Below are 24,698 nucleotides of genomic sequence, written 5' to 3'. Positions count from 1 at the left end.
CCCCCCGCCGTGCCCCCACGCTTACACGTTCCGGCCTGTACGCGTCCGTTTCCGGCACCCCAAATGAACCGTCCCTGGCTCCAAGGTGAACTCTGGGCGACGAGTGTTCGAGGTCGCACCCGGATGGCTGGGGCCGGACGGTTCGCCGTGCCTAACCTGGAGACATGGACGTGAACGCGGCGGTCGCCGCAGTGGCGGCGATCGCCGGAGTACTCACCGGCGTCATCGCCGTGCTGGCGTTCCGCTGGAGCGAGCGGGAGCAGAAGCGCCCCACCCGCACCTCGCTCCACACCGATCCCGTGCTGCCGCCCGGTGTCGACACCGTCCTCTCCGTACTGCGTTCCTCCGCGGTCGTCCTCGACGAGGCCGACGCGGTGGTCAAGGCCAGCTCGGCGGCGTACGCCCTCGGCCTGGTCCGGGGCGGCAGGCTCGCCGTCGAACCGATGTTGCAGATGGCCAGGGACACCCGGCGGGACGGAGAGATACGGCAGGTCGAGCTGGACCTGCCGCGGCGCGGGAACGGGCGGGGGGAGGCCCTCGCCGTCTCCGCACGCGTCGCGCCCCTCGGCTCCCGGCTGGTGCTGCTGCTGGTCGAGGACCTCACCGAGGCCCGCCGTATCGAGGCGGTACGGCGCGACTTCGTCGCCAATGTGAGTCATGAGCTGAAGACGCCGGTCGGGGCGCTGTCGCTGCTGTCCGAGGCCGTGATGGACGCGGCGGACGACCCGGAGGCCGTGGAGCGGTTCGCCGGGCGGATGCAGATCGAGGCGACCCGGCTGACGAACCTGGTGCAGGAGCTCATCGACCTGTCCCGGGTGCAGAACGACGACCCCCTCGACGACGCCGAGCCCGTCCGGGTGGACGAGCTGGTCGCCGAGGCCATCGACCGCTGCCGGCACGCGGCCGGCACCAAGCAGATCACCATGGCCGCCGGAGGCACGGCGGATCTGCACGTGCGCGGCAACCGCGGCCAGCTCGCCGCCGCCCTCGGCAACCTCGTCGAGAACGCCGTCAACTACTCGCCGGCCCGCACCCGCGTCGGCATAGCCGCCCGCCGCGTCGCCGCCCCCGGCGGCGACCTGATCGAGATCGCCGTGACCGACCAGGGCATCGGCATCTCGGAGAAGGACAAGGAGCGCGTCTTCGAGCGCTTCTACCGCGTCGACCCGGCCCGCTCCCGGGCCACCGGAGGCACCGGTCTGGGTCTCGCGATCGTCAAGCACGTGGTCGCCTCGCACGGCGGGGAGGTCACGGTGTGGAGCGCCGAAGGCCAGGGCTCCACCTTCACCCTGCGACTGCCGGAGGCGGGCCTCGCCCGCGACCGCGCGCAGCGGCGGTCCGACCGCCCCGGACTCAGCGCCGAGACCGAGCGGTCGTCATCAGCCCCGCATTCCCCCCATACAGCCCCGTACGAAACGTTTCCCGCCCCGGAGGTCCTTCCGTGACCCGTGTGCTCGTCGTCGAGGACGAGGAGTCCTTCTCCGACGCCCTGTCGTACATGCTCCGCAAGGAGGGCTTCGAGGTCGCCATCGCGACCACCGGCCCCGACGGACTCGACGAGTTCGAGCGCAACGGCGCCGACCTCGTGCTCCTCGACCTGATGCTGCCCGGCCTGCCGGGCACCGAGGTCTGCCGCCAGCTGCGCGGCCGCTCGAACGTTCCCGTGATCATGGTGACCGCCAAGGACAGCGAGATCGACAAGGTCGTCGGGCTGGAGATAGGGGCCGACGACTACGTCACCAAGCCCTTCTCCTCCCGCGAGCTGGTCGCCCGCATCCGAGCCGTACTGCGGCGGCGCGGCGAGCCGGAGGAGGTCGCCCCGGCCGCCCTGGAGGCCGGGCCCGTCCGGATGGACGTCGACCGGCACGTGGTGACCGTGGGCGGCACCAAGGTCGACCTGCCGCTGAAGGAGTTCGACCTGCTGGAGATGCTGCTGCGCAACGCCGGCCGCGTGCTGACCCGCATGCAGCTGATCGACCGGGTCTGGGGCGCCGACTACGTCGGTGACACCAAGACCCTCGACGTCCACGTCAAGCGGCTGCGCGCCAAGATCGAGCCCGACCCGGGCGCGCCGCGGTACCTGGTGACGGTGCGCGGGCTGGGTTACAAGTTCGAGCCGTAGACCGGCCCGCCGGCCGCCCGGCCGGGGCGGCCCACCGGACACGGCGAAGGGCGGGACCTCACGGAGAGGTCCCGCCCTTCGGTCGTGCGCCGCTGTGTCCGTACGGCGTCCGTACGGGGCGTCCGCAGGGTGCTCAGTGGCCGGCTTCGGTGCCCGTGCCGGTCTCGGTGCCGGTGCCCGTGCCGGTCCCGTCCGGGTCGCCGGTGGCGCCACCGGCGGACTCGTCCGTCCCGGGGGCCGTCTCGCCGTCCGCAGGGGTGCCCGAGGACTCCCCGTCCGCCGGCTCGCCCGAGGTCTCCGCGGAGGCCTCCCCGGAGGGCTGCGCGGAGGCGCCCGGGGCCGCCGGGGTCTCGCTCGGTCCCCACTCGGCGAAGAAGCTCTCGGCGGGGACGACGAACGCGCGCAGGCTCACGGCGCCGGTCTTGCTGAAGTTGAAGGTGATCTTCTGCGCGTTGCCGTCCCGGACCGCCTCGCGGCTGCTGGGCAGGACCGCCGCGGCGTTGTCCTTGCCGCCGAGGACCAGGCTGCCGCCGGCCGGGACGGTCAGGTCGCCCTTCTCGCCCTTGGCGGGCTTCAGCTCGGCGGACTTGCCGGTTCCGGCCACGGTGACGGATTCGAGGGTCTGGTCCTTGTCACCGCTGTTGAACAGGGTGGCGGAGACCACGGCAGGGCCGGTCGACTCCAGGTCGGGCTGGGTGATGACGACCGCGTTCTGGACCTTGATGTCGCCCACGGACGTCGCAGCGTTGTCCGGCTTGATCTCCAGCGTCTGGGCGTTGTGACCGGCGCCGCACGCGGCGAGCGAGGCGATCGAGAACGCGATGGCGGCGGCGGCGAGGGCACCGCGTCGAAGGCTGCTGCTCACGGCGGCGGCAACTCCTTGGACTCGAGCGGGGTGGCGGCAACGGATAAAGCCGCCCTAAGTGGCTGTCAGCGGCCTCAGGCTACCGAGCCGTTGTTGAGCCGCCGCACCCGACCCTCCCCGAAGACATCCGGCTTCGCTCGGCAGGCGGTAGGCGCCGGGGGCGGCACGGGACGAGGGGGAGGCGCGGCACCGGTGCACCGGGGGCGCCGTTCCCGCACGGGCGGGGCGCCGGTACGCGTTGTTCCGGTGGGCCGTTTAGCGGCTCGTACTCGTCCGACATTCAGCTATGAAGCCCTCCGCCATACAGGTCGGGATCGGTGCGCGAAATTTCCGTGAAGGAATGCGCGGACGGCCAGGAAATTGATCACCGGGGACGGCCGGGGGGCGCGTCGTGATCAATTCCGGATTCGTCCGGAACCCGGCAGCGGCCTCCGAACGGAGTAGCGGAAGTCGCACACGCGGAACCGGACATATCGGGATCTTCGGGCGGGTGGCGAGGGCTCCGGATGTGTGTGACGTGCGTGTTTCGACCGGCCTGGACAGCGGCTCCGACCTGCGAATACTTTCTTCCGCTCGCCCGGCGCAGCACGTTCCTGTCGCTGTTGTCAAGCCCCGAGATATGCCCTGACCTGCGAAAACGCCATTCAGAAGACGCCGTTTCCGTGTTACCCTGGATAGCCACGGAAGGGGTACCTGTCACATGACGTTCAAGGTTGGCGACACCGTGGTCTATCCCCATCACGGGGCCGCGCTGATCGAGGCTATCGAAACTCGCCAGATCAAAGGCGTGGACAAGACCTACTTGGTGCTGAAGGTCGCCCAGGGCGACCTGACGGTACGTGTGCCAGCGGACAATGCGGAGTTCGTCGGCGTGCGTGATGTGGTCGGTCAGGACGGGCTGGACCGGGTCTTCGAAGTGCTGCGCGCGCCGTACGCCGAAGAGCCCACGAACTGGTCGCGTCGTTACAAGGCAAATCTGGAGAAGCTCGCCTCCGGCGACGTCATCAAGGTCGCGGAAGTCGTGCGCGACCTGTGGCGGCGCGAGCGCGAGCGCGGACTCTCCGCAGGTGAGAAGCGCATGCTCGCCAAGGCCCGCCAGATCCTGGTGAGCGAGCTGGCTCTCGCGGAGAACACCAACGAGGACAAGGCGGAGGCCCTGCTCGACGAGGTGCTCGCTTCCTGATCCGACTGGATCCGGCGCGAGGCGCAGACCGTCACCCACGTTCAGCGCACTGAAATGCCGCGGTGCCCGATGACATCCTTGCTGTCGCCGGGCGCTGCGGCATGTTCGTACCCGGACACGGTTTCCGGCATCCGGACGTCCGGATGCCGATGATCCTCGTACGCTCATCCCGGGAGGTTTCCCCGGGTCCTGGCGTGCCGGGCCCGGGCTGCTGGCTCGACCAGGGTCACGGAAGGGTCCGGTCAAGGCATCGCGCCCGGCACGGTGAGGCCATACCCAACTAGGTCGAGCACACAAACCTGACAGGAACCGATGTCTGACGAATCGCGTCCCTCACCCGTCGAGACGCCTGCGACGACGTTCGCGGAGACATCCGCGGAGACGTCCGCCGCGGGCCGTCCGCCCGCCAGGACCGCCGCCGTGATTCCGGCAGCGGGCCGGGGGGTGCGGCTCGGACCGGGCGCCCCCAAGGCCCTGCGCGCGCTGGGCGGCACGCCGATGCTCATCCACGCGGTCCGGGCGATGGCCGCCTCCCGCGCGGTCTCCCTCGTCGTGGTCGTCGCCCCGCCCGACGGCGCGGGCGAGGTCAAGAGCCTCCTCGACGCGCACGCGCTGCCCGAGAGGACGGACTTCGTCGTGGTGCCCGGCGGCGAGACCCGGCAGGAGTCGGTACGGCTCGGCCTGGACGCGCTGCCGCCCGAGTACGGCATCGTCCTCGTGCACGACGCGGCCCGGCCGCTGGTGCCGGTGGACACGGTGGACGCGGTGATCGACGCCGTACGGGAGGGCGCGCCCGCGGTGGTGCCGGCGGTGCCGCTCGCCGACACCGTCAAGCAGGTCGAGCCCGCGGCGGCGCCGGGCGAGCCGGAGCCGGTGGTGGCCACTCCCGAGCGGGCGCGGCTGCGCGCGGTGCAGACCCCGCAGGGTTTCGACCGCGCGACGCTGGTGCGGGCCCACGGGACGGTGACCGACGACGTCACCGACGACGCGAGCATGGTCGAGCAGCTGGGGCTCGCGGTGGTGGTGGTGCCGGGGCACGAGGAGGCGTTCAAGGTGACGCGTCCGCTGGACCTGGTGCTCGCGGAGGCGGTACTGGCGCGCAGGAGGCTGAACGATGGGTTCTGAGAGTCCCGGTACGGGAGAGCTGCCGCTGCTGCCGCAGGTCGGGATCGGTACGGACATCCACGCCTTCGAGGACGGGCGTGAGCTGTGGTGCGCCGGGCTGAAGTGGGAGGGCGAGGGGACCGGGCTCGCCGGGCACTCCGACGCGGACGTCGTCGCGCACGCGGCGTGCAACGCGCTGTTCTCCGCGGCGGGGGCCGGGGACCTGGGCCAGCACTTCGGCACCGGGCGGCCGGAGTGGTCCGGGGCGTCCGGGGTGACGCTGCTGACGGAGGCGGCGCGGATCGTGCGGGCGCGGGGGTTCCGGATCGGGAACGTCGCGGTTCAGGTGGTCGGGGCGCGGCCGAAGATCGGCAAGCGGCGGGCCGAGGCGGAGGGGGTGCTGTCGGCGGCGGTGGGGGCGCCGGTGTCCGTGTCGGGGGCGACGACGGACGGGCTGGGGTTCCCCGGGCGGGGGGAGGGGCTGATGGCGGTGGCCACGGCGTTGGTCGTGCGGGTGGCTTAGAGCGTGGGGGTGGGCACCCCGCGTCGCCCTGCCGTGCGGGGCTCCGCCCCGCACCCCGCCAGGGGCTCCGCCCCTGGACCCCGGCCTATGCCCACCCACCACCCGACTCGCGGGGAGAAGAAGCGGGCCAGACGCCCTGGTGTGCCGGCCCGCGGGGACAAGAAGCGGGCCCCGTGTCTCGAAGTGCCGGCTCGCGGGGGGTGTGGCTCGGTCCGGCAACAACGGCGCACGTGTGCCCCTGGCACTGCTCGGGGCCTACTACCCTGGACCCGTGACTATTCGCCTGTACGACACCAGCGCCCGGCAGATCCGTGACTTCGCCCCCCTCACGCCGGGCTGCGTCTCGATCTACCTGTGCGGTGCCACCGTGCAGGCCGCCCCGCACATCGGGCACATCCGGTCGGGGCTGAACTTCGACATCATGCGCCGCTGGTTCGCGTACCGCGGCTACGACGTCACCTTCGTCCGCAACGTCACCGACATCGACGACAAGATCATCAGGAAGGCGGCCGAGCAGAACCGCCCCTGGTGGTCCATCGGGTACGAGAACGAGCGGGCGTTCAACGACGCCTACGCCGCCCTCGGCTGCCTGCCGCCGACGTACGAGCCGCGCGCGACCGGGCACATCACCGAGATGGTCGAGATGATGCGCGGTCTCATCGGGCGCGGCCACGCCTACGAGGCCGACGGCAACGTCTACTTCGACGTGCGGTCCCTGCCGGGTTACCTGTCGCTGTCCAACCAGGACCTCGACGACCTGCGCCAGCCCTCCGAGGACGGCGAGACAGGCAAGCGGGACCCGCGCGACTTCGCCATGTGGAAGGCGGCCAAACCCGGGGAGCCCAGCTGGGAGACGCCGTGGGGGCGGGGCCGGCCCGGCTGGCACCTGGAGTGCTCCGCGATGGCGCACAAGTACCTGGGCGAGGAGTTCGACATCCACGGCGGCGGGATCGACCTGATCTTCCCGCACCACGAGAACGAGATCGCCCAGGCCCGCGGCTTCGGCGACGCCTTCGCCCGGTACTGGGTGCACAACGCCTGGGTCACCATGAGCGGCGAGAAGATGTCCAAGTCGCTCGGCAACAGCGTGCTCGTGAGCGAGATGGTGAAGAAGTGGAACCCGGTCGTGCTGCGGTACTACCTCGGCACCCCGCACTACCGCTCCACCATCGAGTACAGCGAGGAGTCCCTGCGCGAGGCCGAGTCCGCGTACGCGCGGATCGAGGGCTTCGTGCAGCGCGTCACCGAGCTGGCCGGTCATGCCGTCGAGCCGGCCGCCGAGGTGCCGCCCGCCTTCGCCGAGGCGATGGACGACGACCTGGGCGTGCCGCAGGCGCTCGCGATCGTGCACACCACCGTCCGGCAGGGCAACAGCGCGCTGGCCGCCGACGACAAGGACGCCGCCGTCGCCCGGCTCGCCGAGGTGCGGGCCATGCTCGGCGTGCTGGGGCTCGACCCGCTGGACGCGCAGTGGGCCGGGGAGCAGGCGCAGGGCGAGGACCTGCGGCACGTCGTCGACAGCCTCGTACGGCTCGTGCTCGACCAGCGCGAGGGCGCGCGGGCGCGGAAGGACTGGGCCACGGCCGACGCCATCCGCGACCGGCTCGGGCAGTCCGGACTGGTCATCGAGGACGGCCCGCAGGGGCCCCGCTGGAGCCTCGGCCCCCGCTGACCCGAGTCCGGGATCGTAGATCGATTGTGCCGCCCGGCCCTCCGGGCGGCACACTGCACATGACGCACGTACGACGCACACCCCCGTAAGACGCAGAGACGCACAGAAGCAGAGAAGCGGAGACAGGTACTCATGGCCGCGAACAACCGCCGCATGTCCGGCAAGAAGGGCGCGCAGGTCGGCAGCGGCGGCAAGCGACGCCGGGGCCTGGAAGGCAAGGGGCCGACGCCCCCCGCCGAGATGCGCAAGGGGCACGCCAAGCAGCGCGCCGCCAACGCCAAGGCGCGCCGCGCCACCGGCGGCCGCCCGCAGCAGCGGCGCGGCGGCGGCCGGTCGACGTCCGAGCTGGTCGTCGGCCGCAACCCGGTCTACGAGGCGCTGCGCGAGGGCGTGCCCGCCTCCACGCTCTACGTCCAGCAGTTCATCGACAACGACGAGCGGGTGCGCGAGGCCCTCCAGCTCGCCGCCGAGCGCGGTGGCATCAACCTGATGGAGGCGCCGCGTCCCGAGCTGGACCGGATGACCAACGGGCTCAACCACCAGGGGCTCGTCCTCCAGGTCCCGCCGTACGAGTACGCGCACCCCGAGGACCTGGTCGCCGCCGCCCACGACGAGGGCGCCGACCCGCTGATCGTCGCCCTCGACGGGGTGACCGACCCGCGCAACCTGGGCGCCGTCGTCCGCTCCGTCTCCGCCTTCGGCGGCCACGGCGTGGTCGTGCCCGAGCGGCGCGCGGCCGGCATGACGGCGGGCGCCTGGAAGACGTCCGCCGGTACGGCCGCCCGTACGCCGGTGGCCCGCGCCACCAACCTCACCCGGGCGCTGGAGCAGTACCAGAAGGCCGGCATCACGGTCGTCGGTCTCGCCGCCGACGGCGAGGCCGAACTCGGCGACCTGGAGGCCCTGGGCGGCCCCGTGGTCATCGTCGTCGGCAGCGAGGGCAAGGGGCTTTCGCGGCTCGTCGGCGAGACGTGCGACTTCCGGGTGCGGATCCCGATGCCGGGCGGCGCCGAGTCCCTCAACGCCGGTGTGGCGGCGGGGATCGTGCTGTACGAGGCGGCGCGTCGGCGCTCCTGAACAAGCGTTCGCCGTATGACCCGGACGGGGTGTTCGAGGCTGTCCGGACATGCTTGACGCGGTCCGGACAGATCGGGCCGGTCAAGGCAGTGTCCTAACGACACATCACTCGGTTAGATGAGTGTGGACACCAGAACACCCCGCACACCCACGGGGGACCGCTCGTCGGGATACGACGACGCTCCCGCGCTGAGCATGGTGAAGGTGCCGAGCGATCCGGCCCAGGTCATCGTCAACCACGCGAGCTTCCGCGTGCAGTTCGGTGCCTCCGCCCGGCGGACCCAGTCCCCGCGGATCGCGCGGCACCTGAGCGCCACCCAGGACCCCGCCCGCATGCCCGCCGCCCCGGGCCGTCGCCGCGCCGTCGTGTGGAGCGGGCGGTCCGACCCGGACGACACCGGCGCGCACCGGCTGCTCCAGGCGGTGCGGGCGGGAGCCGGTCAGCACGCCGAGGACCCGGCCGCCGACCACGCGGGCGACGCCGGAGCGACGCAGGTCATCCCCCGGATCGACCTCGACGGCGGCCCCCTGGACTACGACGACGGCCCCGCCACCCAGACGCTGGAGACCCCCCTCGTCGGCGCCCAGCGCGGCCCCGTGCCCGACGGCACCCGGCTGCTGCCCGCCATGCGCACCGTCGGCAGCGCGTACGACGAGCCGGTCTACGACGACTCCGCCTACGGCACGCGGGAGTTCGGGACCGACTACGGCTCCGACGACTACGGCTCCGACGGCTACGGCGAGGACACGGACCCGGGCGAGCCCCGCAGCAGGCGCCGCACCGACGACCCGGCGCGGCACGCCTACTTCCCCGGCCGCCGCATGAACCTCGGCGTCGTCCTGCTGCCGCTGCGCGTCTTCCTCGGCTTCATCTCCATCTACGCCGGCATGGGCAAGCTCTGCGACCCCGTCTACTTCGACGGTGGCGAACGCGGCTCCATGGTCAAGTGGCTCAACACCCTGCACCCCTGGGACGTCGCCGAGCCGCTGCGCCAGTTCGCCCTCGCCCACCCGGTGGGCGCCGGGCTGGTCATCGCCTTCCTCCAGGTGCTGGTGGGCGTCCTGACCGTGCTCGGCTGCTGGCAGCGGGTGGCCGCCGTCATCGGCGCCGGCCTGTCCGCCGCGCTCCTGGTCACCGTCAGCTGGAAGAGCGTCCCGGTCTACGACGCGCCCGACATCATCTACCTCGCCGCCTGGTCCCCGCTGATCATCGCCGGGGCGCCCGTCTACTCCGTGGACGGCAGGCTCGCGGGCAGTGCCTGGCGCCGGCTCGGCCCCCGCTCCGACATCTGGGACCTGCGCCGCTACGTCCTGCGCCGCGGCGCGCTCGTCACCTTCCTCGTCGCCGGTGTCACCCTCCTCGTCGGCTCCGTCCTCGGCGGTGCCGTCCGGGACGCCGACCGCGTGGTCGTCCCCGGGCCCGGCGAGTCCCCGCGCAACGAACTGCCCGGCTCCCCGCTCCCGCAGGAGCCCGGCACCCGCGAGCCGAAGCCCTCCTCCCCGGAGGCCTCCGCCTCACCCACCCAGGGCGCCACCGGCGAGGCGTCCACGCCCTCAGGGGACTCCGCGACCACCCCGGGCGCGACCCGCGACAGCAGCGGCACCGCCACCGGCGGCGGTACGCCGAGCCAGACCCAGGGCACCACGGGCCAGGCACCGCCCCGCCAGTCCACCCCGGCAGGCCAGGCACCGAGCACCACGGCCGGACCGACCGCGGGCGGCACCTCGACCGGCGGCAACGGCGGCTCCACCGGCTCCACCGGGAGCGGTGACGGCGGCGGCTCCTCCTCCACCGGAGACCCCGGCAGCCGCCTGGTGGGCGGCCTCCTGGGCTAGGGCCTGTCCGACAATTGCCGTCTGCCGCGCGACGCCATGCACGCACTCTCGCCGCACCGGCCCCAGACCCGAGTACGGCCAGTACGCGGGTCTGGGGCCGGCGCACCGAGAGCACCCACCTGACGCCGCGCGGCCGCCCTTCGGGCGACGACGCGAATTGTCAGACAGGCCCTGGCGGCAGCGCACGCTCCGCGTGTACGGCAGTGGGCCCCGCACGGGATGTGCGGGGCCCCACTGCCGTACGGGATGGGCCCGGGGCCGTCAGCGGCCGGACAGGGCCGCCAGTTCCCGGGCCGCCTCCGTCAGGTCCTTCGCGGTGTCGATCGCCCGCCAGTAGGAGCCCTGCGGGATCGGGAAGCCGGCCAGGCGGTTCTCGCGGGCCAGCCGGGGGAAGGTGGTGCGCTCGTGGTCGCCGCGCTCCGGGAGCATCGTGGCGAACTCCGGCGAGAAGACGTACACGCCCGCGTTGATCTCGAAGGTCGACGGCGGCGCCTCGATGAAGTCGGTGATGTGGCCGAAGCCGTCCGTCTGCACGGCGCCCCACGGCAGCCGCGGGCGGGCCAGGGCGAGGGTCGCGACGGCGTCCCGCTCGGCGTGGAAGTCGGCCATGTCGCGCAGCGAGAAACGGGTCCAGATGTCGCCGTTGGTGGCGTACCAGGACCGGTCCGGGTGCGGGAGGTGGGCGGCGGCGTACCTGAGGCCGCCGCCTCGGCCCAGCGGCTCGGTCTCCACGACGGTGGTGACGGAGAGCGGCAGGTCGGCGCTCTCCAGCCACTTCTGCAGCACCTCGGCCAGATGACCGCAGGAGACCACGACGTCGGTGACGCCCTCCTCGGCGAGCCAGGCGAGCTGATGGCCGATGATCGGAGTCCCGGTGCCCGGGATCTCGACCATCGGCTTGGGCCGGTCGTCGGTGTAGGGGCGCAGCCGGGAACCCTGCCCGCCGGCCAGGACGACGGCTTGAACGGGGCGGCGGGACGCGGCGTTCGGATCGGTCATGCCCGAACTGTACGCGGCGCCCCACCCGCCTCCGGAGGGTGCTAGGGGGCGTCGTTTGGATCTTGCCGGGGTCGCGGGGTCTGGCACAAGGCACCGTGGGCCGCGGCCGGCCTGATCCAAACGACACCCCCCTAGCTGTGCGCTGCCAGGACGCCCGAGGCGAAGGCGGTGTCGCAGACGGGACGGGCGTAGGACTGGGCGCGCGTCGGGCCGTAGACCTTCACCGCGGCGCGGCCCAGCGCGCGGGCGATGGTCGCGCAGTGGTCGGCCAGCGACGGGCGCTCGTTCACCGCCTGCTGGAGGTGGGTCAGTGCGACGCCCGGGTCCTCCTCCTGCAACTCGGTCAGCAGCCGGTCGCGCAGCACCTCGTGCGGGGCGCGGGCGGCGCGGGCGGAGGAGGCCTTCGGCGAGGTGGCCTCGGACGCGGCGAGCACCGAGTCCGAGGGATCCCCGGACCAGTTGACGCGGGTGACCGCGAGAGTCCCGGAGAGCACCAGGACGACGGGCAGGACGAAGGCGAGAGAGCGGCCGATCCGGCGGGCGGGGCCCCGGCCGCGTCGCGTCTGTCGGGTGGTGGAGTGCTTCACGGAGTGCTTCACGCGAGTGAGGGTAGCGCCCGGTAATGATTTGGCGACATTTAGTCACCCTATCGGGGGATGAAGAGTGGCCGTGAACGGGATAGGGGATTGACGAACACCGGTCGAAACGTCCGTTGTGCCGGGGTATTTGTCGACAACGAAAAGAGCCCCGCAGCAGGCCGCGGGGCTCTTTTCGTCAACGCGGGTGAAATCACCCGGTCGCGTGGTTTCTCAGTCGGTGAGGCGCTCGCCCGTGGAGGACGAGAACACGTGGATCTCGCCCGGACGCGGCACCACGTGGACGGTCGCGCCCTTCTCCGGCACCGCGCGGCTGCTGACGCGGACCACGAGGTCCTTCGTCTCGCCGCCGACCTCGACCGTGCCGTAGATGTAGCCGTCGGCGCCGGTCTCCTCCACGACGTTCACCGAGACCGCGAGTCCGGCCGGGGCGTCCGCCGAGTCCTTCGACAGGGTCTTGGCCGCGCCGCCGTTCAGCTCCACGACGTCGAAGTGCTCCGGGCGGACACCGACGGTGACCGTGCGGTCGCCCTTGTCGGAGGCGGCCTTCAGGGCGTCGCGGTTGACCGGGACGACGCTGTTGCCGAACTTCACGCCGCCGTCGGTGATCGGGACCTCGACCAGGTTCATGGCCGGGGAGCCGATGAAGCCGGCGACGAAGAGGTTCGCGGGCTTGTCGTACATGTTCCGCGGGGAGTCGACCTGCTGGAGCAGACCGTCCTTGAGGACCGCGACGCGGTCGCCCATCGTCATGGCCTCGACCTGGTCGTGGGTGACGTAGACGGTGGTGATGCCCAGGCGGCGCTGGAGCGAGGCGATCTGCGTACGGGTGGAGACGCGGAGCTTGGCGTCCAGGTTGGACAGCGGCTCGTCCATGAGGAACACCTGCGGCTCACGCACGATCGCGCGGCCCATCGCCACACGCTGGCGCTGACCGCCGGAGAGCGCCTTCGGCTTGCGGTCCAGGTACTCGGTGAGGTCGAGGATCTTCGCGGCCTCCTCGACCTTCTGCCGGATCTCCGCCTTGTTGACGCCGGCGATCTTGAGCGCGAAGCCCATGTTGTCGGCGACCGACATGTGCGGGTACAGCGCGTAGTTCTGGAACACCATGGCGATGTCCCGGTCCTTCGGCGGCAGGTGCGTCACGTCGCGGTCGCCGATGCGGATGGCGCCGCCGTTCACGTCCTCGAGCCCCGCGAGCATCCGGAGCGAGGTGGACTTGCCACAACCGGACGGGCCGACCAGGACGAGGAACTCGCCGTCCGCGATGTCGATGTCGAGACCGTCGACGGCGGGCTTCGTGGAACCCGGGTACACACGGGTCGCCTTGTCGAACGTAACAGTGGCCATGGTGAAAGGGCCCCCTTCTACCGGCAGGAACGTGCCGGACGATCCGTTGTAGGAAGGTGGTGGTGTAGTCCACACGGGTGAAGCTGAGCAGGACGGTACCCGGCGTTCACCTGATCTGTCAGTAGCTGGGAGTCTGTGAATTCCGCCGAAATTTTCGAATCACATCGTTCACCGGCTCTGTGTACAGTGGAGCAGCCTGCGCGCGCCCGACGCGCGCGTGCCTCCTTAGCTCAGCTGGTCAGAGCGCCGCTCTTGTAAAGCGAAGGTCGTCGGTTCGAATCCGACAGGGGGCTCCGCAGCCGGCACGCCGACGCCCCCGCGATCCTGGATCGCGGGGGCGTCGGCGTTGGTCCGGGGTGCTACTTGCCCTCGGGCAGGGGTTCGGCCTCGCAGACCGTGCCGGGCTTCGGGAGGGTGCCGTTCAGCAGGTAGGCGTCGACGGCGTTCCGGACGCAGGTGTTGCCGCTGTCGTAGGCGCCGTGGCCCTCGCCCCGGTACGTCAGCTCGATGCCCACCTTCTCGCCGAGGCGCCGGGCCATGCGGGCGGCGCCCTCGTAGGGGGTGGCGGGGTCGCCGGTGTTGCCGACGAGGAGGACCGGGGGCGCGCCCGGGGCGCCGACCTCGGGGTGCCGGGCCGCTCCGGGGACCGGCCAGCCGTCGCAGGACAGGGTGCCCCAGGCGAGGCCGGGGCCGAAGAGCGGGGAGGCCTCGAGGAAGTCCGGCAGGCGGGACAGGACGTCCGCGACCGTGTAGCGGCTGCTGGAGTCGTCGCAGGTGATGGCCCGGAAGGCGTCGTCCTCGTTGCTTTCCTCGTCGGTCGTGCCGTCGGTCGTGCCGTCGGCTGTGCCGTCGTCCGTGTCGCCGCCGGTGCCGTGCTGGCCGAGGGCTTCGGCGAGGTCGTGCAGGACGTCGCCGTCGTCGTCGGCGGCGGCTTCCAGGCCGACCCGGAGCGCGGGCCAGTAGTCCTGCCGGTAGAGGGCGCCGGTGACGGCCGCGACGAGGGCGTCGCCGTCGAGTTCGCCGTCGTCCGGGGTGGGCAGGGGCGTGTCGTCCAGGGCCGCCTCGAGGCCGACGACGAGGTCCACGATGTCCTCGGCGTCCTCGCCCAGCGTGCAGCCCTGCCGGGCGCACCAGGCGGCGAAGTGCTCGAAGGCGAGCTGGAAACCGCCGGCCTGGGCGAGGGCCTCCTCCATCATGTCGTGGGTCGGGTCGACGACACCGTCGAGTACGGCGCGGCCGACGCGCTCCGGGAACAAGTGCGCGTAGACGCCGCCGAGTTCGGTGCCGTAGGAGATGCCGAGGTAGTGCAGCTTCTCGTCGCCGAGGACCTGGCGCATCAGGTCCATGTCCCGGGCTGCCTGGGTGGTGCCGACGTAGGGGAGGACGTCGCCGGAGTGCTTCTCGCAGGCGGCCGCGGTCTCCCGGTTGAAGCGGACGAGCGCGTTGGTCTCGTCGCCCCCGTCGTCGGGGATGTTGTCGATCTCGTCCTCGTCGGGGAGGCCGGCGTCCGGGCAGCGCACGCCGCCGCTGTTGCCGACGCCGCGCGGGTCGAAGCTGACGAGGTCGTAGCGGGTGCGGAGTTTCTCGTAGTCGGCGGCCAGGCCGGGAAGGGTGGTGACGCCGGAGCCGCCGGGGCCGCCGAAGTTGAAGAGCAGGGAGCCGATCCGGTCGTCCGGGGTGCCGCTGGTGCGGGCCCGGACGAGTGCGAGGTCCATGGTCTTGCCGGAGGGGTTCTTCCAGTCCAACGGCGTGCGCAGGGTGGCGCATTGCCACGGGGTGCCGTCGGGGAGCGCGCCGGGGGCTTCGCCGCCGCCCTGGATCGGGGCCGGGGCGGGGCAGTCCCGCCAGTGCGGGGTCTGGGCGCGGAGGTCGTTCAGGGCTTGTGCGTCGGTGGTGGTGCCGCCGGTGTCGCCTTGCCGGTCGCCGTCCCGGTCCGTGGGCGCGCAGGCCGTCAGGGAGGAGGCGAGCAGGGTGGCCGTGGACAGCAGGACGGCGGTGGATATCGCTCGTGCTGTGGGCATGGCCTCAGCCTCCGGTGGCCCGGAGGGGGCGCATGGTGTGGCGTCCGTTCGGGTGGGGCGCGGCCGCCGCCGGGTTTGCGCGGGGCCCCGCCGGTTCGGCCGGCGTGCGGCGGCGGGGCCCCGGGCGGGGTCAGGAGGGGTTGGCGCTGGAGGGGCCGAAGAACTCGATCTCGGAGATGGCCACCTGCTTCTTGGCGGACGCCGCGTGGGCGGACTCGATGGTGAAGCGGACCTTGGTGACCTCGCCGACGCGGAACGGGCGTCGCTGGCCGCCGGCGCCCTGGTCCAGGGTGAGGTCGCGGGTCTTGACCGACCCGTCCTTCATGGTGATCGTCGCCTTGACCCGGTGCGGCAGGGCCGACTCCCGCAGCTTGTCGGCGCGGGTGGAGACACCGGGGGTGATGATCACGTCGAGCAGCCGGGTCGGCTCGGTGAAGCTCGCCTCGACCCACTGGCCCTGGCCGGACTCCGTGATGCCCGGCCCCCACCAGGTGTTGCTGAGCTTGTCGATGAGCAGCTCGGGATTGTGGCCGGGGAAGGAGCGCGAGGCCTTGATGCCGTCCGGGGAGACGGGGGCGCGCTTGGCGAAGTGGTCGCGGGTGTTCTGGACGCCGTCGGGGATGTACATGAAGCCGAGGACGGCCAGGGTGGCCACGACGGCGACGGTGATCCAGGTGCCGATGCGGTCGAAGACGCGGCGCAGGCGCGGACGGTCGCCGGCCCACGGGGTCTCCTGACGCCGTCCGCCGAAGAGCCGACGCCACCAGGGGGCCCGCAGGGAGGCCTGGTCGCCGCTCGCGACCAGGGGCATGGCGCAGCGGGCGCAGTAGTGGCGGTCGGGGCGGTTGGGGGTGGAGCACCACGGGCAGGGCGGGCCGTTGGCGATGTCCGGCTGGTGGCCGGGGGCGCGGACCTGCGGCCGGTCCGCGTCGGGGCGGCCGGGCAGCACGGGCGCGACGGCGGGGGCGCCGCCGGGGCGGGAGCCTCGGGGTCGGCGACCGGGACGAGGAGCGAGCGGGCCCGGTCGGACATGGTGTCGGTGAGCGCGTTCGGGGCGGGCGCGGAGGCGGCGGCGGAGGGCACCGGGGCGGTCGGGGCGGTCTCGTCGGTGCCGGGCGCCGGGCGGGCGGCGGCTCCCGGAGCGGCGTCCGGGCCCGCGGCAGCTCCCGCGCCGTGGGCGGCGGCGCCCGGGGCGTTCCCCGCGCCGGGCGTGTCCCCGGTGCTGTCCGCGGCGTCTCCGGCCGGGGCGCCGGCGTCTCCGGCCGGACGGCGCGGCTGGGGCAGCGTCGGGTTCTCCCCGATGGCGCCGGCCGGTTCGGCGGCGGGTGCCGCGGCCGGGCGGCCGGTGCGGGCGGGGGCACGCCCGCGTCCGCGAAGGCGTCGAAGCCGGGGCGCTGGTCGGACGTGGCGGCGGCGGGCCGCGCGGTGCGGGCGGCACCGGCCTGGTCCCAGCTGAGTACGGCGCCGCACGCGTCGCAGAAGGACTGGCCCGGTTCCGCGGGGGTTCCGCACTCGGCGCAGTTCTGCGTGGTCATCTCTCCGGGGTCCTTTCGGAGGCGGTCACTTCGACCGTGTAGGGCATGTGGGCGGGGCGGGCGGCGGCGACGAGGGCGTCCAGCCGGTGGACGTCGACGGGCCTGGGTTCGGGCAGCCGGAGGGCGACGTGCAGCTGCGGGCGGGGGCGGCCGGGGAACGGGCCGAGCGGCCGGGCGTTCCAGGCGGCGCCGCCGCTCTCGGTGATCTCCGGCGCGACACCGAAGGCGAGCCGGACGGTCTCGGACAGGCCCTGCAGCGTGCCGCGTACGCGGTGCAGCCGGGCGGCGGCGGCGACGGCGGCGCGCAGCATCGGCTCGGCCTCGGTGCCGTCGGTCTCCGCGCCGACCCAGGTGCCGAGCCACTGCGCGAAGTCCGCCGGGGTGAGGGCGGGGTCGAAGTAGGTGTCCAGGCAGTCCAGGACGTTCAGGATGGGTGCGAGGACGTCGTCGAGCCCGGCGACGAAGCGCAGCGCGAGGTCGTCGTCGGCGAAGACGGCCGGCAGCATCGACGCGATGGGCAGCGACGAGCCGAGACCGTCGACGGAGCCCCGTTGCGAGGCGGGATTCACGCGCTGTCCCCGATCACGCGGACCCGGTGGTCGTAGGAGAAGACCAGGGCGGGTGCGTCGAGGTCGATGCGGTTGGTGGGGTCGCCGCGCTTGCCGGTGAGGGGGTCGGCCGGGTGCAGGACGACCTCGTCGACGAGTTCGACGCCGGGCACGCGCTGGAGGACGGCGAACAGCTCACCGGTCTGCACGGGACGTCCGAACGGCCAGCCCTTGCCGTCGGAGCCGCCGGTGAGCGGGTCGAGGTGGCGGTAGAGGGCGTCGTGAGTCTGCCGGCGCACGCGGTCGGCGTCGACGTCGCGGAAGGCGTGGACGGTGGCGACGACGGTGACGCCCTGGTAGTAGGGCGGGCCGACGGCGAGCCGGGTGCCGATCAGTCGGCGTTCGTCGAGGTGGCGGGTGATGCGGTTCAGCAGGGCGTCACCGGGGACGAGTTGCTCGAAGCGCAGGCGCCCGCCGGGGTCCGGGACGGCCTGGGGGACGACGAGGACGCGGACGGCGTGGGCGCCGTACTCGTTCTCCGCGCCCTCCAGGCAGGTGATGCGGGCGGTCTCGGGGGCGGCGCGGCGGGCGAGTTCCTCGTAGTCGCGCAGCGTGACGGCGCGTTCCTGGGCGCGCAGGGTGATGGGCGCCCGCAGCTTGGCCTCCTCGATGGTCTCGCCGTCGACGCCGCCGAGCGCGGCCTCGCGGTTGACGACCTCGGAGACGTACGGGATGGAGGTGCGCAGCACCTGTACGGCGCCGCGGGCCACGTTGCCCGCCCGGCCCCCGCCGGTGCGGTAGCGGCGGGCGCGGATGACGGCGCCCTTGGGCGGGACGGCGCCGTACTGGCGCAGGGTGCCGTCGGCCTCGCGGACGGCGGGGCCGAAGGCGATCTCGCCGGTGGTGGCGTCGACGGTGATGTGGTGGTCGTCCGGGTGGGAGCCGGAGAAGTGCGGCACCACCCGCCAGTCCTGCCAGCCGTCGTCGGCGGCGGTCTGGAGCAGGACGGACGGTTCGCCGGCGACGACGGGGGCGTGCTCGAGCCGCAGCCGCTGGCCGGGCAGGCCGGTGGACTCGCCGAGGGGCTCGTCGAGGATGGTCTCGGCGTGGACGGAGCCGGTGGTGCCGCCGATCGTGTAGGCCTCGGCGGAACGGATGGTCGGCGAGGTGGTGTAGAAGGGCTGGCCGCTGAGCGGTTCGGTGACCCGGCAGCGGATCCAGCCGGCCTCGTGGCCGCCGTTGCGGGACAGGACGTGACCGCCGGGTATGTGCAGCACGACGTCGCCGGGCCGGTTGAGACCGCCGGTGCCGTCGCGGTCGACCTCGCAGGACTGCCAGCCGTCCTCGGTCCAGGCCTCCCACACCAGCGGCGGCTGGCGGGGGTCGACACCGACGCCGTCGACGCGGCTGTCGAGTTCGAGGGCGAGCGCGCAGTCCGGGACGGCGGCGCTGAGGCCGATGAGCATGCAGTCGCCGGGGCCCGGTGCCTCGGCGAAGCACAGCACGTCCTTGCTCTCGGCGAGGTCCGTGGTGCGGTCGCTGACGGCCTCGCCGCTGACCTGGGTCACCAGGCGGCTCATCGTGCACGGGACGATGCGCAGGTCCTGCTCGGTGGCGAACACGACGGCCTCGTCGCGTTCGGTGCGCAGGGTGGCGACCTCGGTGCCGACCGGGACGAGGATCGCGTCCTCCTGCGGCGCGGAGAGCCAGAAGGTGACGTCCGTGCGCGCGGCCGACGGCGGGAAGAGCGTGATGCCGACCAGGTCCAGGAAGGCAAGGTGGTTCTTGTCCGGGACCCGGTTGAGCCGGTAGACGATCTGGTCGGCCATGTGGGCCACCGTCTCGACGAGCGTGACACCGGGGTCCGAGACGTTGTGGTCGGTCCACTCCGGCGCACGCTGCTGGATGTAGCGCTTGGCATCGTCGACGAACTGCTGGAAGCGGCGGTCGTCGAGGTTGGGAGAGGGCAGGGGCATCAGCGGTCGCTTTCGGGAGAGCCCGGGAGACCGGCCGGAGCGTCGGGGAGGTCGGGCTCGTCGTGGGAGGGGATGACGTAGAACGGGAACACGAGGCTGCGCGGGTTGTTGGTGCCGCGGATCGAGTAACGGACGTCGATGAAGAGGACGTTCTGCTCCTCACCGGTGGTGACGTCGACGTCGTGGACCTCGATGCGTGGTTCCCAGCGGTCCAGGGTGACATAGACCTCGTGCTGGATGCGGCCCGCCGTCTGCTCGTTGACGGGGGCGAAGACGAGGTCGTGGATGGCGCAGCCGAACTCGGGGCGCATCGGCCGCTCTCCGGGCGCGGTGGCGAGGATGAGCCGCATGGCCTCCTCCACCTCCTGCTCGCCGCTGACGAGGGCGATCCCGCCGGTGGGCCCGATCCGCAGCGGGAACGACCAGCCGGAGCCGACGAACTGTTCGGCCATCAGAGAGCAACCTGCCTTCCTCGGAAACGCTTCGTCACAGGCCCGGCACGGGGATCGTCGCGACCTTGAAGATGGGGGTCTTGACCTCGAAGGTCGCGCCGATGACCCTCGTCATGACGGAGTTGATCTGCACGTTGACGGTGCCGGAGATGGTCGTCGCGGCCCCGGCGCTCAGCGTCGCGGCGCCGCCCGCCCCCAGGTTCAGGGCGCCTCCCGCGTTGACTCCGACCACGCCCCCGCTGCGCATGTTGATCATGCTGCCGCCCTGGATGCTGAGGGGACCGCCGCTCTTGATGGTCAGGGAGCGCCTGGCGCTCAGCGACAGGTCGGTGCCCGCGTCCACCGACACCGAGCGGCTGCCGGTGATGCTGACGGAGCCCTTGCTGTCGACGGTGATCTCGGTCTTGGTGCGGTCGAGGTTGATGGTCAGCTTGTCGTTGCCGCTGGCGATCCGCACGCCCTGCTTGCGGCCGCCGGTGCGCTGGCTGAGCAGGTCGACCCGGTTGCCCTGGCGGTCGGACAGGGTGTGCCGCACGGCCTTCTTCTTCAGGCCGTCGTGCAGCGGCACGTCGCTCTTGGTCGGCACGTCCCGGCCGTTGTAGAGGCCGCCGATGACGAACGGGTGGTCCAGCGCCCCCCGGTCGAAGGCGACCAGGACCTCGTCGCCGACGTCCATGGGGAAGATGCCGCCGCCCGCCACGCCGCCCATCTGGACGCTGCGCGTCCAGTCGCTTATGTAGGTGTCGTCCAGCCACGGGAACTGCAACTTGACCCTGCCCTGCTTGAGGGGGTCCTGCACGTCGGTGACGATGGCGTTGGCGACGCTGGGCAGCCGGGCGGCGCTCGCCGGGTCCGAGCCCCCGCCGCCGCCCGAGGCGAGCCCGTACAGGGAACGCCACTGGCGTCCGCTGACCGTGATCCAGGACTCGTAGGGGACGCCGTCGCCGAAGTGGTGGCGTACCGAGGTGACGGTGTACTTGCCCTCGAAGGGGGTGCCGACGTCGGCGAGCGCGACGGGGACGCCGGGCCGCAGGTCGGGGTGGCCCTTGGCGGCGACCTCCAGCTCGGCGAAGGAGGCGGTGACGTCGGAGGCGAGGGCCTTCGCGGCGTTCTGGACCTCGTCCTGCTTGTCGTAGGGGTTGGCGGTCTCGACGAGTTTGCCGGGCTTGAACTTGCCGGCGGCCGTGCCGGGCGTCCACTTGATGTTGATGCCGGGGTCGGTGGTGGCCGGCGCGGTCTCGGTGATCTTCTTCTTGGTGGTGACGTTCCAGCCGCGCGACTCGACCTTGCCGATCTGGTCGGCGGCGGTGACGGCGGCCCGCAGCCGCAGGATGTCGTGCTCGGCCTGGAGGACGAAGGTGCTCTGGTCGCCGTCGGTGTTCGGCGAGGGCGCGCCGGCCGACGGTTTCGGCGTGACGAACCGGAACTTCCCCTTGGAGTCCAGGTACATGATCATCTTGTTCTCGTCGGCGAGCCGGGCGAGGAAGTCCCAGTCGGTGACGTTGGACTGGGAGATGAACGCGTAGGTGCCCTTGGTCGCCTGGATGCGGCCGATGGAGACGCCGTCCATCGCCACGAGCTTGCGGGCGATGTCGGAGGCCTTCTGGTTGCGGTACGCGGCCACCCGGCGCTGGCGCATCAGCCGGTGCCCGTAGTCGTAGCCGCGGATGACGGTGAAGCTGCCGGTGCCGTCGTAGTCGGCCTCCAGGCCGGTGACCTCACCGGTCAGCAGGGGGTTGCCCTTGCCCTCGCCGTCGGCGATCGGCGTGATGACGACCTTGGTGCCGAACTGCACGTTCAGGTCGCCGAGGAGCTTGTGGTGGGGGTCGCGGAAGGTGAGCCGGAACGCCGCGGGCACGTTGACGCCCTGGTCGACCCATCCGTCGGTGAGCATCGGGGCGACGGTGTCGGACAGCGGGGCGCCACCGATCTTCACCTCGACGACGCTGGAGAAGGCGGGACGCACCATCAGTGAGGCACCTCCTCGGTGGCCGGCAGGATGAGTTCGGTACCGGTCGGCAGGCGGGACGGGTCGTCGATGCCGTTGGCCTCGGCGATCACCCGCCACGCGTTGGCGCTGCCGTACTCGCTCCAGGCCAGCGACTGGAGCGAGTCCCCCGCGACGACCCGGTGCACGCGCTGGGCGGTGAGGGCGCCGGAGGTCGGGTTCTGCCTCGGGGTCGGGCCGGGAATCTCCACCAGGGCCATCTGGCAGGTCGCGCGGATGGGGACACCGGCGGTGCCGAAGAGCGTGTACTGGGTCTCGATGGACGCGACGTAGGCGTTGAACCGGGCCGTGGAGAACGAGCCCCACTCGAAGATCACCCAGGGTGGCGACGGCTGCTTGGCGGCCAGGCTCTTGGCGGTGACCTCGCAGCAGATCAGCAGCGACTCGACCTTCTTCATGACGGTGTTGCCGCCGGGCTTCATCGAGGAGTCCAGGAAGATCTCCAGGGTCATCTCCCGCGGCTCGGCCCCCATGAACTGCGGCTTCGCGGCCTTCCGCACGGCCGCCGTCGGGGTCGACTTCCACTGGGAGCGCTGACTGATCGAGAGCTGCGCCGGGTTGAACTCGAACGGGAACCGCTTGATCAGCCCACCGGGCGAGGTGGACTTGCCGGTGGGCGGCTCGTGGATGGCGAGGTTGGCGCGTACGAGGCTCTTGCCGGCGCCCTTGCTGCTTGTGGCCATGGTTCTTCCTCTCTGCTCCGCGGCGCCGTCAGTCCGTGAACCCGTGGTGGGCGATCTCCAGGACCTCGTTGGCCACGGACGCGCTGCCGGGGTCGAGGCTGGGGCCCTGCCAGCTGACGGGCAGGACGTCGATCAGCCCCCAGCGGACGACCAGCGACCCGTCCGCGCGCAGGGCGGAGATCTGTGCGGTGGGCCGCTGGATGCCGGTCTGCACGGACGAGATCCACTTGGCGACCTTCGCCGTGTCCGGGGTGAGGGGGCGGGTCAGCCGGATGTTGGAGTAGGTGACGCGGGTGGGCAGTTGCCAGACGAAGCCGTTGTTGCCGCCCTCCTGGCGCTGTTCCACCTCCACCTGGGTCGACAGGCCCTCGCACCCGTTGAAGTAGCCGAGGCTCTCGCCGTCGATGGCGAGGCTGAACCAGATGGAAGAGCCCGGGTCCTTACGGGTCATCGGGGGTCGACCTTTCTTGTCGGGGAGCGGTGGCGGCGGGCGTGGCCCTCGGTGCGGTCCGGCCGTCCGGCGGGGCCGGTGCGGTCCGGTCAGCGCGGGTCGCGCAGTCTGCCGATCCGTTCGCGGTCCATACGCAGTTCGGTGCGGACGAGACGGGTGACGCGGCCGATGATCCGGTGCACCAGTTCGTCGAGCTGGAAGTCGGTGAGTTCACGCGGGTCGAACCCGCCCTCGGGGACCGCCGTGTACGCGGGCGGGGGACCGTCGGGGGGCGGTGAGCCCGCGCCCGCCTCGTACGGGGGCGGGGGGTCGCTGTACGGGGGCGGCGGTTCGTCCGGGCCGGGCCGGGACGACGGGGTGTGCAGCCGGGACAGGTTGTCCGCCACGGTGGCGGCCGTGACGGAGGCCAGCGCGGCGGCGGTGGTGCGTGCGGCACGGTGGGAACGGCGGAAGGAGAACCGCTGGACCGGCGGCAGGTCGGCGGACGCGGTGCCGGCCGGGGCGAGGGCGTCCGGCGTGGTGTCCGCGGGCACCGCCTGCGTGGCGACGGGCATCTCCGGCCGGGCCGCCGACGGCCGGGGCGGCGTGAGCGGGGCCACCGGGAGCGGGGCTCCGGTGGCCCCGCCGGGGACCCGGGCTTGCGCAGGGGTACGGCCTTGGCGGGCACCCGCTGGACGACGGGAGGCGTCGCCCCGCCGCCACCGGGCAGCGGCGGAGGCGTGAGGTGCGGCGCCGCCGGGGCCGTCGACGTCGCGGGTGCCGCGAAGGGCGGTACGGCGGGCGTGGCCAGGGCGGCGAAGGGCGGTACGGCGGGCGTGGCCAGGGCGGCGAAGGGCGGTGCGGTGGGTGTGGCGGGCGCAGTGAGGGCCGTGAAGGGCGGTGTGGCGGCGGCCGTGGTCGTGGTCGTGAAGGGTGGTGCCGCGGGCGCGGAGGCCGTGGCGGTGGCCCGCTGGACGGGCGGGGGCACGTGACCCCCGGTCGTGGCGGGCGCGGGAGCCGGGGACCGCGTGGTGAGCGACGTGGTGTCGGGCGGGGGCGCGGAGAGGGGCGCGCCGAGCGGAGAACGACGCGCGGGCGCCCCGGCCGGTGCGGCCGGGGCGGTCGGTGCCGGTGCCGGTGCCGCCGTCGGTGCGGCCGTCGGTGCCGGCGTCACGGTCGGACGTACGGCGCCGACCGGGCCGGAAGAGGTGGGCGCGCCGAGCCCCGGACGCCGCCCGGCCGCGCTGCGCTGCACGGGGGTCGCCGGGGCTGTCGTCCTGCCGGTCTCCGGCCGGGACGGCGGTACGGCGGGCGTGGGCGCGGTACGGGTCGCGGACATGGCGGGCGAGGCGGGTGCGGTGACCGTGGCGGCGGGGCTCGGGTGGGTCGGTGCGGACGGCTCCGCCGGTGCCGCCGGGGTGGCGGAGGGCGGCGCGATCGGGTCGGCCGTGCGCGGCTCCGACGCCCGCTGGACCGGCGGTAGCGGTGCGCCGCCCGGTTGTGCCGAGGACGGCCGCGCGGGCGGTGTCGGCTGGGCGGCCGACGCCCGGCGCTGGACGGGCGGCTAGCCGTAGCCGGGGTGGCGGGAACGCCGGGAGCGGTCGCCGAGGGGCGCCCGCCTCCGGTGGCGTCGCCGGTGCCGGTGGGGCGTGCGCCGGACGGCGCCGCCTTGTCGCCGCCGGACTCGGCGGCCGGTGCCGCGGCTCGCTGGACCGGGG

The 24,698-nt window shown here is 72.9% G+C and carries 22 protein-coding genes, 1 tRNA gene and 1 pseudogene; 11 read left to right on the top strand and 13 right to left on the bottom strand.

Annotation, left to right across the window (positions count from 1 at the left end; all coding sequences use genetic code 11):
* The first annotated feature begins 164 nt into the window (after window positions 1-164).
* Both Sru02f_RS36470 and Sru02f_RS36465 read left to right on the top strand, forming a co-directional pair.
* The gene (locus Sru02f_RS36470) at window positions 165-1,445 is read left to right on the top strand and encodes a sensor histidine kinase (protein WP_109035185.1); all 1,281 of its coding nucleotides are present in this window, start codon (window positions 165-167) and stop codon (window positions 1,443-1,445) included.
* Window positions 1,442-2,122, top strand: a complete 681-nt coding sequence (locus Sru02f_RS36465) for a response regulator transcription factor (RefSeq protein ID WP_003974745.1) — start codon at window positions 1,442-1,444, stop codon at window positions 2,120-2,122. Before Sru02f_RS36470 ends, Sru02f_RS36465 begins: the two co-directional genes overlap by 4 nt.
* Before the next feature lie 133 nt (window positions 2,123-2,255).
* Here Sru02f_RS36465 and Sru02f_RS36460 read toward each other — a convergent pair whose 3' ends face one another.
* The gene (locus Sru02f_RS36460; RefSeq protein WP_109035187.1) at window positions 2,256-2,987 is read right to left on the bottom strand and encodes a copper chaperone PCu(A)C; all 732 of its coding nucleotides are present in this window, start codon (window positions 2,985-2,987) and stop codon (window positions 2,256-2,258) included.
* A 700-nt stretch (window positions 2,988-3,687) separates the two neighbouring features.
* Here Sru02f_RS36460 and Sru02f_RS36455 point away from each other — a divergent pair.
* The 6 genes from Sru02f_RS36455 (at window position 3,688) to Sru02f_RS36430 (ending at window position 10,382) form a co-directional block, all read left to right on the top strand.
* Window positions 3,688-4,170 (top strand): CarD family transcriptional regulator, encoded by a 483-nt coding sequence (locus Sru02f_RS36455; RefSeq protein WP_003953493.1) that lies wholly within the window; start codon window positions 3,688-3,690, stop codon window positions 4,168-4,170.
* A 312-nt stretch (window positions 4,171-4,482) separates the two neighbouring features.
* A complete protein-coding gene (ispD, locus tag Sru02f_RS36450) occupies window positions 4,483-5,295 on the top strand; it encodes a 2-C-methyl-D-erythritol 4-phosphate cytidylyltransferase (RefSeq protein WP_109035189.1) in 813 nt (270 codons plus the stop codon).
* Window positions 5,285-5,797, top strand: a complete 513-nt coding sequence (ispF, locus tag Sru02f_RS36445; RefSeq protein WP_109035191.1) for a 2-C-methyl-D-erythritol 2,4-cyclodiphosphate synthase — start codon at window positions 5,285-5,287, stop codon at window positions 5,795-5,797. Before ispD ends, ispF begins: the two co-directional genes overlap by 11 nt.
* A gap of 271 nt (window positions 5,798-6,068) precedes the next feature.
* The gene (cysS, locus tag Sru02f_RS36440) at window positions 6,069-7,469 is read left to right on the top strand and encodes a cysteine--tRNA ligase (protein ID WP_109035193.1); all 1,401 of its coding nucleotides are present in this window, start codon (window positions 6,069-6,071) and stop codon (window positions 7,467-7,469) included.
* Window positions 7,470-7,601: 132 nt separating this feature from the next.
* On the top strand, window positions 7,602-8,546 hold the full coding sequence (gene rlmB / locus Sru02f_RS36435; RefSeq protein ID WP_109035196.1) for a 23S rRNA (guanosine(2251)-2'-O)-methyltransferase RlmB: 945 nt from the start codon (window positions 7,602-7,604) through the stop codon (window positions 8,544-8,546).
* A 117-nt stretch (window positions 8,547-8,663) separates the two neighbouring features.
* The gene (locus Sru02f_RS36430; protein WP_174855209.1) at window positions 8,664-10,382 is read left to right on the top strand and encodes a DoxX family protein; all 1,719 of its coding nucleotides are present in this window, start codon (window positions 8,664-8,666) and stop codon (window positions 10,380-10,382) included.
* A 261-nt stretch (window positions 10,383-10,643) separates the two neighbouring features.
* Here Sru02f_RS36430 and Sru02f_RS36425 read toward each other — a convergent pair whose 3' ends face one another.
* The 3 genes from Sru02f_RS36425 to msiK form a co-directional block, all read right to left on the bottom strand.
* A complete protein-coding gene (locus Sru02f_RS36425) occupies window positions 10,644-11,381 on the bottom strand; it encodes a nucleotidyltransferase family protein (RefSeq protein ID WP_109035200.1) in 738 nt (245 codons plus the stop codon).
* A gap of 131 nt (window positions 11,382-11,512) precedes the next feature.
* A complete protein-coding gene (locus Sru02f_RS36420) occupies window positions 11,513-11,968 on the bottom strand; it encodes a hypothetical protein (RefSeq protein ID WP_109035804.1) in 456 nt (151 codons plus the stop codon).
* Between the two features lie 222 nt (window positions 11,969-12,190).
* A complete protein-coding gene (gene msiK, locus Sru02f_RS36415) occupies window positions 12,191-13,327 on the bottom strand; it encodes a diacetylchitobiose ABC transporter ATP-binding protein MsiK (protein WP_011029527.1) in 1,137 nt (378 codons plus the stop codon).
* 219 nt (window positions 13,328-13,546) lie between these two features.
* On the opposite strand from msiK, the gene Sru02f_RS36410 reads away from it, so the two are divergent.
* Window positions 13,547-13,620: transfer RNA gene (locus Sru02f_RS36410), tRNA-Thr, on the top strand.
* A gap of 66 nt (window positions 13,621-13,686) precedes the next feature.
* On the opposite strand, the gene Sru02f_RS36405 is transcribed toward Sru02f_RS36410, so the two are convergent.
* From Sru02f_RS36405 to Sru02f_RS36365, 9 genes and pseudogenes are all read right to left on the bottom strand, one after another.
* A complete protein-coding gene (locus Sru02f_RS36405) occupies window positions 13,687-15,348 on the bottom strand; it encodes an alpha/beta hydrolase (protein WP_109035202.1) in 1,662 nt (553 codons plus the stop codon).
* 130 nt (window positions 15,349-15,478) lie between these two features.
* Window positions 15,479-16,883: pseudogene (locus tag Sru02f_RS38100) on the bottom strand (zinc ribbon domain-containing protein).
* Window positions 16,880-17,389: a phage tail protein gene (locus Sru02f_RS36395; protein ID WP_174855222.1), complete on the bottom strand. Its 510-nt coding sequence runs from the start codon at window positions 17,387-17,389 to the stop codon at window positions 16,880-16,882. Before Sru02f_RS36395 ends, Sru02f_RS38100 begins: the two are co-directional and overlap by 4 nt.
* Before the next feature lie 59 nt (window positions 17,390-17,448).
* Window positions 17,449-19,407, bottom strand: a complete 1,959-nt coding sequence (locus Sru02f_RS36390; protein WP_109035209.1) for a putative baseplate assembly protein — start codon at window positions 19,405-19,407, stop codon at window positions 17,449-17,451.
* Window positions 19,407-19,859, bottom strand: coding sequence for a GPW/gp25 family protein (locus tag Sru02f_RS36385; RefSeq protein ID WP_003974730.1), 453 nt, complete (start codon window positions 19,857-19,859; stop codon window positions 19,407-19,409). Before Sru02f_RS36385 ends, Sru02f_RS36390 begins: the two co-directional genes overlap by 1 nt.
* 34 nt (window positions 19,860-19,893) lie before the next feature.
* A complete protein-coding gene (locus Sru02f_RS36380) occupies window positions 19,894-21,828 on the bottom strand; it encodes a VgrG-related protein (RefSeq protein WP_109035211.1) in 1,935 nt (644 codons plus the stop codon).
* Window positions 21,828-22,550 carry a CIS tube protein gene (locus tag Sru02f_RS36375; RefSeq protein ID WP_109035213.1) on the bottom strand — a complete coding sequence of 241 codons (723 nt, stop codon included), beginning with the start codon at window positions 22,548-22,550 and terminating at the stop codon, window positions 21,828-21,830. Before Sru02f_RS36375 ends, Sru02f_RS36380 begins: the two co-directional genes overlap by 1 nt.
* 28 nt (window positions 22,551-22,578) lie before the next feature.
* A complete protein-coding gene (locus Sru02f_RS36370) occupies window positions 22,579-23,001 on the bottom strand; it encodes a phage tail protein (RefSeq protein WP_109035215.1) in 423 nt (140 codons plus the stop codon).
* A gap of 89 nt (window positions 23,002-23,090) precedes the next feature.
* The gene (locus tag Sru02f_RS36365; RefSeq protein ID WP_373103692.1) at window positions 23,091-23,600 is read right to left on the bottom strand and encodes an extensin; all 510 of its coding nucleotides are present in this window, start codon (window positions 23,598-23,600) and stop codon (window positions 23,091-23,093) included.
* A gap of 39 nt (window positions 23,601-23,639) precedes the next feature.
* Between Sru02f_RS36365 and Sru02f_RS36360 the strand changes: the two genes are divergently transcribed.
* Both Sru02f_RS36360 and Sru02f_RS36355 read left to right on the top strand, forming a co-directional pair.
* Entirely contained in the window at window positions 23,640-23,972 is a 333-nt protein-coding gene (locus tag Sru02f_RS36360) for a hypothetical protein (RefSeq protein WP_373103690.1), read from the top strand.
* A gap of 39 nt (window positions 23,973-24,011) precedes the next feature.
* On the top strand, window positions 24,012-24,548 hold the full coding sequence (locus tag Sru02f_RS36355; RefSeq protein ID WP_373103687.1) for a hypothetical protein: 537 nt from the start codon (window positions 24,012-24,014) through the stop codon (window positions 24,546-24,548).
* Window positions 24,549-24,698: the final 150 nt, after the last annotated feature.

Origin of the sequence: Streptomyces rubrogriseus (assembly GCF_027947575.1) — a bacterium.
Classification (GTDB): Bacteria; Actinomycetota; Actinomycetes; order Streptomycetales; family Streptomycetaceae; genus Streptomyces; species Streptomyces rubrogriseus.
The sequence above is the reverse complement of the archived record's forward strand: the minus strand, read 5'-3'. Positions and strand labels throughout refer to the sequence as shown.

Excerpts from the sequence above, each read along its gene's own strand:
- Sru02f_RS36375 (WP_109035213.1), bottom strand. The coding sequence starts at position 22,550 with ATGGCCACAAGCAGCAAGGGCGCCGGCAAGAGCCTCGTACGCGCCAAC.
- Sru02f_RS36405 (WP_109035202.1), bottom strand. The coding sequence starts at position 15,348 with ATGCCCACAGCACGAGCGATATCCACCGCCGTCCTGCTGTCCACGGCC.
- ispF (WP_109035191.1), top strand. The coding sequence starts at position 5,285 with ATGGGTTCTGAGAGTCCCGGTACGGGAGAGCTGCCGCTGCTGCCGCAG.
- Sru02f_RS36370 (WP_109035215.1), bottom strand. The coding sequence starts at position 23,001 with ATGACCCGTAAGGACCCGGGCTCTTCCATCTGGTTCAGCCTCGCCATC.
- Sru02f_RS36470 (WP_109035185.1), top strand. The coding sequence starts at position 165 with ATGGACGTGAACGCGGCGGTCGCCGCAGTGGCGGCGATCGCCGGAGTA.
- ispD (WP_109035189.1), top strand. The coding sequence starts at position 4,483 with ATGTCTGACGAATCGCGTCCCTCACCCGTCGAGACGCCTGCGACGACG.
- Sru02f_RS36455 (WP_003953493.1), top strand. The coding sequence starts at position 3,688 with ATGACGTTCAAGGTTGGCGACACCGTGGTCTATCCCCATCACGGGGCC.
- Sru02f_RS36395 (WP_174855222.1), bottom strand. The coding sequence starts at position 17,389 with ATGCTGCCGGCCGTCTTCGCCGACGACGACCTCGCGCTGCGCTTCGTC.
- msiK (WP_011029527.1), bottom strand. The coding sequence starts at position 13,327 with ATGGCCACTGTTACGTTCGACAAGGCGACCCGTGTGTACCCGGGTTCC.
- Sru02f_RS36430 (WP_174855209.1), top strand. The coding sequence starts at position 8,664 with ATGAGTGTGGACACCAGAACACCCCGCACACCCACGGGGGACCGCTCG.
- rlmB (WP_109035196.1), top strand. The coding sequence starts at position 7,602 with ATGGCCGCGAACAACCGCCGCATGTCCGGCAAGAAGGGCGCGCAGGTC.
- Sru02f_RS36390 (WP_109035209.1), bottom strand. The coding sequence starts at position 19,407 with ATGCCCCTGCCCTCTCCCAACCTCGACGACCGCCGCTTCCAGCAGTTC.
- Sru02f_RS36425 (WP_109035200.1), bottom strand. The coding sequence starts at position 11,381 with ATGACCGATCCGAACGCCGCGTCCCGCCGCCCCGTTCAAGCCGTCGTC.
- Sru02f_RS36380 (WP_109035211.1), bottom strand. The coding sequence starts at position 21,828 with ATGGTGCGTCCCGCCTTCTCCAGCGTCGTCGAGGTGAAGATCGGTGGC.
- Sru02f_RS36385 (WP_003974730.1), bottom strand. The coding sequence starts at position 19,859 with ATGGCCGAACAGTTCGTCGGCTCCGGCTGGTCGTTCCCGCTGCGGATC.